The sequence below is a fragment of the Paenibacillus sp. NPDC058177 genome (assembly GCF_042883835.1).
GTDB lineage: Bacteria > Bacillota > Bacilli > Paenibacillales > Paenibacillaceae > Paenibacillus_AQ > Paenibacillus_AQ agri.
In genome coordinates, this window is sequence record NZ_JBHVVB010000002.1 from 212620 (window position 1) to 224175 (window position 11556).

An 11556-nucleotide genomic window follows, 5' to 3' on the forward strand; every position below is an offset into this window, starting at 1 on the left:
AAACAAACGATTCTTTTCTAATCAATTTGTAAGCGGATTATTCTTATATCATAACAGAAGCCGCCCCTTTAGCAGCAGCTATTTTGGGACGGCTTCTTATGTTCTTATGACAAGATATTATACCAGTTCGACTTGCTTGCGACCTTCTTCAACCAGTCTGTAAGCCCGCTGTACTTCCTCTTCAGTTGGGCTGGGAACACCCTCAAGCTCGTAAGCCTTGCCTAACATTTCCCACTTGTATACGCCCATCTGGTGGTATGGCAGGATCTCGAACTTCTCTACCCCATTCAGGCTGCCGATGAAGCGACCAAGATTCAACAGATCCTCTTCCCGGTCATGAATGCCAGGAACATAGACGTGCCGGATCCACATTTTGCGATCATGATCTGACAACCAGCGTGCGAGCTTCAGTGTCCGCTCATTGGATTTGCCCGTTAGCTTGATGTGGGCTTCGTCATCGATATGCTTAAGATCCAGCATCACCAGATCTGTCACATCCAGCAGATCATTAATCTTATCACCTTCATTGTAGCCATTGCTATCCAGTGTGGTGTGCAGATTCCAGCGTTTCTTCACTTCCGTGAACAGTTGCTTTACGAAATGGGCCTGCAGCGTTGGCTCTCCGCCGGATACGGTCAAGCCACCTCCGGACGTACGGTAATAGTTCAAGTAAGGCTCTATCTCAGCCAGAACCTCTTCCAGGCTCATTTCCTTGCCCTCATCCAATGCCCATGTATCTGGATTATGACAATATTGGCATTTCAACAGACAGCCTTGCATGAACAAAACAAATCGAATGCCAGGCCCGTCAACGGTTCCAAAGGTTTCCAAGGAGTGTATGCGACCTTTAATCATTAGGAGTCATCCTTTCTCCACGACTGACCACAGCCTCTCCTTCCGAAGAAGGTCCCTGTCCTTAAAGACTGTTGTCACCTAAAATCGCGGTCCCGAAATTTAAAATTTTAACCAATTGAGAACAAGATTTTACCGCCCTTGTGACAAGGGCGGCATCTCCTTGCGAGTATCATAATGATATAGCTAAAGCCAAAGCAATTTCGTTATCGTCTTACATCGAACCATGGAACGTACGGTTGATTACATCCAATTGTTGTTCGCGGGTCAGCTTGATGAAGTTAACTGCATAGCCGGATACACGAATGGTCAATTGTGGGTAGTTCTCTGGATGTTCCATAGCATCCATCAACTGTTCGCGGGCGAACACGTTGACGTTCAGGTGGTGACCCTTGCTGCCGAAGTATCCGTCAAGCATGGATACCAGGTTGGATTTACGGCCTTCTTCTTCCTTACCCAATGCCTTAGGCACGATGGAGAAGGTGTTGGAGATTCCGTCCAGGCTATCCTCGTAAGGCAGTTTGGCAACAGAGCTCAGGGATGCCAGGGCGCCCTTCTTATCACGGCCGTGCATTGGGTTAGCACCCGGTGCGAATGGCTCGCCTTTTTTACGTCCGTCAGGTGTAGTACCTGTCTTCTTACCATACACAACGTTAGAAGTGATGGTCAGTACCGATTGTGTCGGCAAGGAATCACGGTAAGTTGTGTTTTTGCGAATCATTGTCATGAAGGATTCAACCAAATCTACCGCGATGCTGTCTACGGCATCGTCATTGTTACCGTAGCAAGGGAATTCACCTTCGATTTCAAAATCAATGGCAATACCTTGTTCGTTACGTACCGGTCTAACCTTGGCATATTTGATGGCGCTCAGGGAGTCGGCTGCAACAGACAAACCGGCGATACCACAAGCCATGGTCCGCAGAATATCGCGGTCATGCAAAGCCATTTCAATACGCTCGTAGGAATATTTATCGTGCATGTAGTGAATGACGTTCAGCGTGTTCATGTACAGCTTAGCCAGCCACTCCATCATTGGTTTGAAACGTTTCATTACTTCTTCATAATCAAGAACATCGGAAGTGATGCGCGGAAGCTCAGGTCCAACTTGCACGCCGGATTTTTCATCAACACCACCATTGATAGCATACAACAGTGCTTTTGCCAGGTTGGCACGTGCGCCGAAGAATTGCATTTGTTTACCAATGCGCATTGCAGATACACAACATGCAATACCGTAGTCATCGCCATAGATCGGACGCATCAGATCATCATTCTCGTATTGAATGGAACTGGTCTCGATGGATACCTTGGCACAATATTTCTTGAAGCCTTCAGGCAATTTCTCGGACCACAGTACAGTCAAGTTCGGTTCCGGTGCAGGTCCCAGGTTGTACAGGGTGTGCAGGAAACGGAAGCTGTTCTTAGTAACGCGTGTTGTACCATCTACGGACATACCGCCAATGGATTCTGTAACCCAGGTAGGGTCACCACTGAACAGTTCATTATAGTCAGGTGTGCGCAGGAATTTAACGATACGCAATTTCATTACAAAATGGTCTGTTAACTCTTGTGCTTGTTCTTCGGTCAAAATACCTTCTGCGATATCGCGCTCAACATAGATATCAAGGAAAGAGGATACGCGTCCAAGGGACATTGCCGCACCGTTTTGTTCTTTGATTGCTGCAAGATATCCGAAGTACACCCATTGGAAAGCTTCTTTGGCAGTGTTAGCTGGCTTGGAGATATCAAAGCCGTGCATAGCTGCCATCTTCTTCAGTTCACCCAGTGCGCGGATCTGTTCGGAGACCTCTTCCCGAAGACGAATTACGGATTCGCTCATGGCATCTACTTCAAGATTCTTGAGATCTTGTTTCTTTTCGTTGACCAAGAAATCAATTCCGTAAAGCGCTACGCGGCGATAGTCACCAATGATCCGGCCACGGCCGTAAGCATCAGGAAGACCGGTAATGATACCCGCTCTGCGCGCTGCTCTCATTTCATCTGTATATGCATCAAATACGCCTTGGTTATGCGTTTTGCGAATGTTCGTGAACATGTCGACAATGCCTTGCGGAAGTTCAAATCCGTATGCGTTGCAGGCATCGATCATCATTTTAATACCACCGAACGGTTGGATGGAACGTTTGAAAGGCGCGTCTGTCTGAACGCCGACAATTTGCTCCTTGTCTTTGTCAATGTAACCAGGATTGTGCGAGACGATCGTAGATACAGTGTTCACATCTACATCAAGCACACCGCCGTTGGCAATTTCCCGTTTAGTCATTTCAGAAACAATTTTCCACAGCTCTTTGGTATTCTCAGTAGCTCCGGCGAGGAAATCTTCCTTGCCCAGGTAAGGGGTAATATTCTTCTCAATAAAGTCATTCACGTTAACTTTTCTGGACCATTTACCTTTTGTAAAACCGCGCCAACCCGACTTCACTTCTTGTACATCTTTTTCAATCACCGACATGCTAAATCCCTCCATCTATATTTATAGTATTGTAGAGATCGCGGGCTTGAAGGTTAATCCCGTGTCTCGCGACCCCATCTAATGGTTGTTATAAAATTCACAAAAGTGATTTTACAACTGGGATCGTTGTTTGTTTATATAAATATTTTAGTTTATTTTCTGAAAAAGGACTGTGACAAATATCACCTTTTCGGTGATATTTGTCACTAGCATCCAGTTTCTCAAGGAACAGAATTCTTAGCTTAAACCCTTGGTATTAGTTGTCAAATTTTCCGTAGAAAGCATTGCGGTATACGTCTGCAAGCTCGCTGACAAGCGGCATTTTTGGATTGGCAGTTGTACATTGGTCTTCGAATGCACGGTCAGCCAGATAGTCAACACGCGATTCGAAATCCTTAGGATCAAAGCCCAGCTGTTGGAACGACTCCTCAATACCCAGCTTTTTGTTCATGTCGCGGATAGCATTGATCAAGCTGGTAACCCCTTCTTCAGTGGTACGAGCTGGCAGTCCCAAAATACGGGCGATTTCTGCATAGCGCTCATCAGCAACGAAGTGCGAATATTTAGGGAACGAAGCAAACTTCGTTGGTTTCTTGGCATTGTAGCGGATAACGTGTGGCATAAGAATCGCATTGGTGCGACCATGAGCCGTGTGATATTGACCGCCCCATTTGTGCGCCAAGCTGTGGTTAATGCCCAGGAACGCGTTGGCAAACGCCATACCAGCAAGCGTGGAAGCATTGTGCATTTTCTCACGGGCCAGTGGATCAGCTTCCAGTGCCGATTTCTCCAGGTATTGGAATACGAGCTGGATAGCTTTGATGGCCAGACCATCGGAGTAGTCACTAGCCATAACCGACACATAGGCTTCAATCGCATGGGTCAAAACGTCCATACCTGTATCAGCAACAGCAGTTTTTGGCAAGCTGTATACGAACTCTGGATCAATGATAGCTACATCAGGTGTGAGCTCATAGTCAGCCAAAGGATATTTGGTGTGTTTTTCAGTTGTTTTATCCGTGATAACCGCGAAAGAAGTAACTTCCGAACCCGTACCCGAAGTGGTAGGAATGGCAACGAATTTAGCTTTGTTACCCAGTTTAGGGAACTTGTAGACCCGTTTACGGATATCCATGAATTTTTGTTTCAGACCGTTAAAGTCAGCGTCTGGGTGTTCATAGAACAACCACATACCTTTAGCTGCGTCCATAGGGGAACCGCCGCCAAGTGCAATGATGCAGTCCGGCTGGAATCTGTTCATCATAGCTGTACCTTTTTCCACTGTAGTTGTCGATGGATCTGGTTCTACTTCCGAGAACACTTCGATGGCTACTGGTGTTTGACGTTGACGCAAGTAGTGTTCAACTCTTTCCACATAACCCAGCTTCACCATCATAGGGTCAGTGATAATTGCAACACGTGTAATATCAGGCATTTTGGCAAGGTATTGAGTTGCACCTTTTTCGAAATAGATCTTGTCGGGTACTTTAAACCATTGCATATTCACGGTACGACGATTCACCCTTTTCACGTTGATCAGATTGATGGCAGTCACGTTTTGCGATACCGAGTTGCGTCCGTAAGATCCGCAGCCCAGGGTCAGCGAAGGGATATTAGTGTTGTAAATATCGCCGATGGCACCGTGTGTTGATGGCGAGTTTACCAGAATACGTCCGGTTTGCAGACGGTTCGAGAATTTCATGATCACTTCTTCATTGTTGGAGTGGATAGCCGAGCTGTGGCCCATGCCTCCGAACTCAACGATCTCGGCAGCACGTTCGATACCTTGATCAGCATTTTTAACTTTATAGCAAGCAAGTACCGGGCTAAGCTTCTCTGCAGACAGCGGGAATTTTGTACCTACACCTTCAAGTTCAGCTACCAGAATTTTAGTGCCTGCTGGAACTTGAATTCCGCACATTTCCGCGATCTTCGTTGCAGATTGGCCAACAATTGTCGGATTCACTGCACATTTTTCAACGTTCATTGCGCCGGAAGTCAGCTTGCCAGCTTCTTCTTTGTTAACAAAGTAACAGCCGTTCGCAATCATTTTCTTCTTCACTTGATCGAAGATAGCTTCTTCAATAATAACAGCTTGCTCGGATGCACAAATCATACCGTTATCGAATGTCTTGGAAAGAATGATGTCAGTTACCGCTTGGTCGATATTGGCACTCTTCTCGATAAAGGCAGGCACGTTACCAGGGCCTACACCCAGAGCCGGTTTACCACAGCTATAAGCTGCTTTAACCATCGCCGATCCGCCTGTTGCCAGAATCAGTGCAACGTCAGGGTTGTTCATCAAAGCGTTGGTTTTGTCCATCGTAGGCAATTCGATCCATTGGATACAGTTCTCAGGTGCGCCAGCTTTCACTGCTGCGTCATGTAGAATTTTGGCGGATGCTGCACTACACTCTTGCGCAGATGGATGAAAACCGAATATAATAGGATTACGTGTCTTTGCGGCGATCAAAGCTTTAAACATCGTGGTGGATGTTGGATTGGTTACCGGTGTGATACCCATAACGATGCCGACCGGTTCGGCGATCTTTTGGAAACTTTCGTAGGAGTTGTCTTCGATGACCCCTACGGTTTTGTCATATTTAATTCCGTGCCAGATATATTCTGTTGCGAAAATGTTCTTCGTAATTTTGTCTTCATAGACTCCGCGACCTGTTTCTTCTACGGCCAGTTTCGCCAGATACATGTGCTTGTCGAGTCCTGCCAGCGCCATTGCATGAACGATTGTGTTGACTTGCTCTTGATCCAGCTGCATGTACGCTTCTTGAGCCTTCTTGGCTTTATCTACCAAAGTCTGAATATATTCCTCAGCTGTTGGTTGCTTCACTTGGGCGGGCACTTCATTTTTAACTGCCATGTCCCTCGTCCTCCTGTCAATTTTTGAGTTGTTTTTCTCTACATGTTCATATTATCACATACTTTTCGTCTTGTATAGTGAAATCTTTCACAAAGTATAAAGTTTTTTTGACGTGTTTCAAAGCGCTTACATTCAATCATATTCAGGTATTTTAACCATATTTTATTTAAAAAATCGTTTAATTCCCCTGATTTTAGGCTTTTACCCAGCCTATTCCTTGTTATTTATAACTAAAAAGAAACCTCTTGCTCTTCATTCAACACTCCATGAATCACAGAAGGTTCACAATCCCTCTTCCCCGCTCAGTGCCAATCCTGCTCGCTTTTTCAATCTCAAACCTACCTAACAAAAAACGGCTATTAAAAAAGATCAACCAGTACTCTCTCGTTGATCCTATAATACGAAGGGATGCCCCTCACCATTCACATGGTTTCTGGGACATCCCTTTGTTCGTGCTATTCAGTTACAGCAATTATGCTGAAGTCTGATTATTGAACTTTGATTCCGTCGAAGAATTTCTCTTGGACTGTTTTAGCAGCAGCATCAAGCTGAGCTTTGGAATCCGTTCCTTTTTTGGAGAACAGCTCTTGAATGACATTGGACATTGTTGCATAGTAGTCCTGAGTATTGTACTGAGCTTCTGGCTTACCGTCCAGCAGGTTCATGATTTCCGGATTGTATTGGTAGACGTTTGTATACTTATCATAGACAGCTTTAGTCTTCTTACCGAATTCAGAATCAGCGGAGAAGTAGTCAAGAAGCGGCGGAATGAAGAATTTACCGTCTGCTTCACGTTGCTTGATTACCGCATCAAGTGCATCCAGACCCTTTTCAGAGAAGTAGTCGAATGTGATGTAACGGAAAGCCATTTCTTGCTCGTCTTTCGTTGCATTCGGGTTGATTACGAGATAGTCGCCACCAAGTACGCCTGTGTGCTTGCCGCCTTTTTCAGCTGCAGGCATTGGGTACGTCAACACCTCTTCAGGTTTCAAACCACCTTGGTTCAGGGCTTGCTCGATAACGCCGTCAGAACCGGCCATAACCATTGCAGTACGGCTTTGTTGGAACGCGCCTACAGCATCGCCCCAGCCAAGTGCCCAGTCTTGAGGAATAGCATTAGCTTCCCATCTAAGCTGCTTATAGAAGTCCAGTGCTTTCACACCAGCGTCGGAGTTGAATGTAGCTACAACTTTACCGCCGTCAATATTTTGAATTTCTCCGCCTGCTTCGAACAGGAAGTTGGTCCAGTTCCAGCCAGCTTCATTACCTTTACCCATTGGAGCAATACCAGAGATACCTTTTTTAGTATCAGCTGCGCCCTTGGCAGTGTTCAGCATATCGTCCCAAGTCCAGTCAAGTGGAGGAACAGCTACACCTTTTTCATCAAGCAGCTTTTTGTTGATCATTGTAGTGGTGACATAACCTTTTTGTGTTACGCCGTACACTTTGCCATCAATGATGAACTGATTCTGCAAGACAGGGTTAATTTCATCTTTGTGTTCATAGTTGTTCCAAAGATCTGTGATATCAGCTACCCAGCCCTTTTCAACCAGGAACTTAGCTTCTGTAGCAAAGGTATTGAAGAACGTTGGTGCCTCGTTGGCAGCCATTTTGATGCCGATTTCATTTACGTTGTACTGCCAGTCATCCTTAAGGATTTCAACATTTGGATATTCAGCTTGGAAACGCTTAATTTTGTCATCTTCCTGAGCTCTGATTTCTGTAAGGTCAGGTGTCGGATAGTGAATCTTGATTGTAACTTTTCTTTGGGTAATGTCATCCTTAGCTGCTGCATCGGTGCCGCTCGAATTGTCTGTTGCAGCATTCGTTGGGGCTGTAGTTGCATCCCCACCCTTGTCGCTGGCTGTATTACCGTTGTTACCGCCACAAGCGGAAAGCAACGAACCGGCCATTAGGAGGCTTAGTAGCATAGTGGAATACTTGCGCATTGAAACTCCCCTTTTCAATTTCATAATTATCTTACACATTGATCATAAAAGAGAAATCGTTTACAAACGAGGTGCATTTATATTCCTTTTATGTGTAAGTTTACGATTGGTAGTAGAATCAGACATTAAATTTAACCTTTGACAGCGGATAAAGCCACACCGCGCATAATGAACTTCTGGAAGATCAAGAATACGACAATTGGCGGCAAGCTGACAAGGAAAAGAATCGCAAACTTGATATTGGTATTGAGTGCCTTAACGCTAATAACATACTTATAGATCGCTGTTGCCAATGTGTACTTGTCATCACTATGCATAACGAGTGACGGCCAGAACCAGTCATTCCATGCTGTGGAGAAGATAAAGATGGCAAGTGTTGCGAAAATCGGAACCGACAGCGGTACTGCGATGGAGAAGAAGCTTCTTGGCTCCGAGGCTCCGTCGATCCGGGCAGCTTCGAAGATTTCAGGGTGAATACCGTCAAAGAAGTTCTTGAGCAACAGGAAATAGAATGTATTCGCACCTGCTGGCAGCCAGAAAGCTGCGTATTGGTTCAGCAAGCCCAGTTCCTTCAAGTTGACAAAGTTTGGAACCATATAACTGCTCGCCGGAATGAACAGGGTCATCAGGAAGAAGAAATAAATAGCTTTCTTATAAGGTACATTCATCCGGGAGATACTAAACGACGCCATCCCCAACACTACCAGGGTCATTAACATGTTACCCACAAAGATATAGATAGTGTTTCTTAGGTATGAAAACAGATCAATATAGTTCATTGCTTGCTTCAGGTTGTCAAAATGCCATTCCTGCGGGAAAAAGTGCGGCGGGAACGTGTTCACTTCTGTATTGGACTTGAGTCCGTTAAACATCATCATGAGTATAGGATACAACATGCTGAACACCATGGCACATATAACCAAAACCATTATTCCATATACGATTTTATTACTGGTCTGCTTAAGATCGTGTTCCGATAATATACCTCTATCTCCACTTTTCATCTTAGTTGTCCTCCTTGTTGAGCTTGAACTGTAAGACGCCCAAACCGCCCAGGACGATGAACATAAGCATGCCTAGTGCAGTAGCCGTTCCATAATCAAGTTTTGTAAACGCGTATTTAACCATCAGGAGCGCATAGGTCAACGTGGTGTTGTTAGGTCCACCATCAAGCAAAGCCATCTGTGACTGGTACCCTTGCGAAGTGCCGATAACCTGCAAAATAAGCATCAGAATGATCAGATTACGCATAGAAGGCAATGTAATATGACGAATACGTGCCCATACACCAGCACCGTCAATTTCTGCCGCTTCATACCAGTCACGCGGAATGCTCAGCACTGCTGCCAGATATATTAGCATCCCTGAACCGAATTGCTGCCAGGTCTCCATAAAGACGAGTGAAATCATAGACCACCTGGTGTCAGTCAAAAACGCAATTTGGTCGATTCCAAAAGTGCCAAGTAACGCATTGATTGGTCCAACCGGATCGTACAGCCATCTCCATAGTCCGTACAACACGACGCCTGGTACGACAAAAGGCAAGTAAGCAGCTACCCGCACAAAGCCTCCGAATCTGCGGAGCTCCGAGATCGCAATCGCGAAGGCGATTGGAACCCAAAATCCGAGGACAAAACACAATGCCATGTAATAGAGGGTATTCTTTACAGCCGTTAATACATCGGGATCTGTAAGTGCTCTGGCATAGTTGTCAAAGCCCACAAAAGTATTGCCTGAAACGAAATCGACGTGATAAAAGCTGTACACTAAGCCCTTCAAAATGGGAACCCACATGAATAGGATGAAAATTACAAATGCGGGTACAAGGAACATGTAGCCCCAGAAGTTTTTCTTCCAGCGGCCATTCCGTTGTGGCGTGGACGATTTACGCTCCATCTGTGCCCCCGGGTTTTCGTTTACTACTGCAGTTTGGTTCATCAAGCTCCCTCATTCCTTTGGTTCGTTCGGCATTTTTTCGCAAAATGCTTCCTACCTTAAATTGTAGAAAATCAGGCTTGTACTGAACATGTGTATATCTATCGAAGTAATGACTGTTCTTACTTCTTCAATTCGCTGGGGCTAATTCCATAGTATTTTTTAAATATTTTGCTAAAATGTTCCGGTGATTCATAGCCTACCCGCTCTGCAATTTCATATCTTCGCAGATCCGTATTCAGGATCATTTCCCGGCTTTCCTCCATCCGCAGCTTAATCACATACTCCCACAGATTAAAGCCTGTATTCTTCTTGAACAGGTAGCTCAGATAGTTGGGACTTACATGATTTTTCTTCGCCACCTCGTGAATGGTCAGACCTTTTTGCGCATAATTCTCGTCGATGTATTCCTTCGCTTTCTGGACGATGAGGTTGCTTCGCGTATGTAGTTCTTCAGCAGAAGGATCTATTGCGTAATTATTCCAGTTAAAATCACCATAGTAGAACACATAGTGGTCGCTATGCTCCTTGTTCCAGAGAATAGCCTTTGAAGCCTGCCGGTTCAGCACATTCATAAACGGCAGTCCCTTCAGAATCTGGCTAATCCCGATAACCGCGTGCAGATGCAGATATTTATGAATATTAAAATGCAAACTGCGACCCAGAACATCTAACCGGTTAATCTGGCCCGAGGAAGATTCTTCATAGCTTTTCTCATCCCACTGGATAATGATCGTTATTTCTCCCTCTGGAGAGTAAAAAGCAATAGAGTTCCACTCCTGATCCATAAGTTCCTTGGCAATATTCAAGGCTGCATAACATAAGAGGCGCTTATCATTGGCGCAATATTTCTTCTCTGATCCCGGTTCAGACAACGGAAGCTTGATCTTGATAACCGAAAAGAAAGGTCCCTGAAGGTTAAGGGCATCGATTTTTTGCAGACTGCGCGGGTCAGCCAGCACCTTATCCGGATTCGCCAGCAATTCAGTCAACAGTTGACTGTATTCCGGCTGCGTCTCTTCTAAGCGAAAGCTCTCGCTGATACCGGACATGAACGTATCCAGCTCCGGTGAAGGCTTATCCAGCTTCAGCAGCACATTACGTACAGAGTCCAGGAACTGCTCGCTGTTCAAGGGCTTGATCAAATAATCCTTGGCTCCTAGCCGTACGGCCATTTGGGCATACTGAAACGTCTCATGCGCTGAGATGACAATGGTTTGTACCCAAGGCTTGGTCAGTTTCGCATGCTGCATCAGATCAATGCCGCTCATGGCGCCCATCTGGATATCCGTGACCAGCAGGTCGATATCTTCCATTCGAATGCAATCTAGCGCCTCAAAACCGCTGTTTGCTGTATAAATATGATCGATTTCCAAGCCGGATGAAGCAAGCAGGCTGCTCAGTCCTTTAACAATCAACGGCTCATCATCCACTACTAAAATATTAAACATATCGTTGATCTCCTT

General features: G+C 45.4%; 7 protein-coding genes. All 7 read right to left on the bottom strand.

Annotated elements, in window-relative coordinates; all coding sequences use genetic code 11:
* Positions 1-117: 117 nt before the first annotated feature.
* Positions 118-855: a pyruvate formate-lyase-activating protein gene (gene pflA / locus ACFVU8_RS11060; RefSeq protein ID WP_066363800.1), complete on the bottom strand. Its 738-nt coding sequence runs from the start codon at positions 853-855 to the stop codon at positions 118-120.
* 211 nt (positions 856-1066) lie between these two features.
* Positions 1067-3328, bottom strand: coding sequence for a formate C-acetyltransferase (pflB, locus tag ACFVU8_RS11065; RefSeq protein ID WP_175373024.1), 2262 nt, complete (start codon positions 3326-3328; stop codon positions 1067-1069).
* 256 nt (positions 3329-3584) lie between these two features.
* The gene (gene adhE / locus ACFVU8_RS11070) at positions 3585-6206 is read right to left on the bottom strand and encodes a bifunctional acetaldehyde-CoA/alcohol dehydrogenase (protein WP_387427377.1); all 2622 of its coding nucleotides are present in this window, start codon (positions 6204-6206) and stop codon (positions 3585-3587) included.
* Positions 6207-6694: 488 nt separating this feature from the next.
* Complete coding sequence (locus tag ACFVU8_RS11075) at positions 6695-8155, bottom strand: ABC transporter substrate-binding protein (protein ID WP_379465679.1); 1461 nt, start codon at positions 8153-8155, stop codon at positions 6695-6697.
* A 131-nt stretch (positions 8156-8286) separates the two neighbouring features.
* Positions 8287-9159: a carbohydrate ABC transporter permease gene (locus tag ACFVU8_RS11080; RefSeq protein ID WP_379465680.1), complete on the bottom strand. Its 873-nt coding sequence runs from the start codon at positions 9157-9159 to the stop codon at positions 8287-8289.
* Position 9160: 1 nt separating this feature from the next.
* The gene (locus ACFVU8_RS11085; RefSeq protein WP_246317300.1) at positions 9161-10051 is read right to left on the bottom strand and encodes a carbohydrate ABC transporter permease; all 891 of its coding nucleotides are present in this window, start codon (positions 10049-10051) and stop codon (positions 9161-9163) included.
* Positions 10052-10212: 161 nt separating this feature from the next.
* Positions 10213-11541 (bottom strand): response regulator transcription factor, encoded by a 1329-nt coding sequence (locus ACFVU8_RS11090; protein WP_379465681.1) that lies wholly within the window; start codon positions 11539-11541, stop codon positions 10213-10215.
* Positions 11542-11556 lie beyond the last annotated feature (15 nt).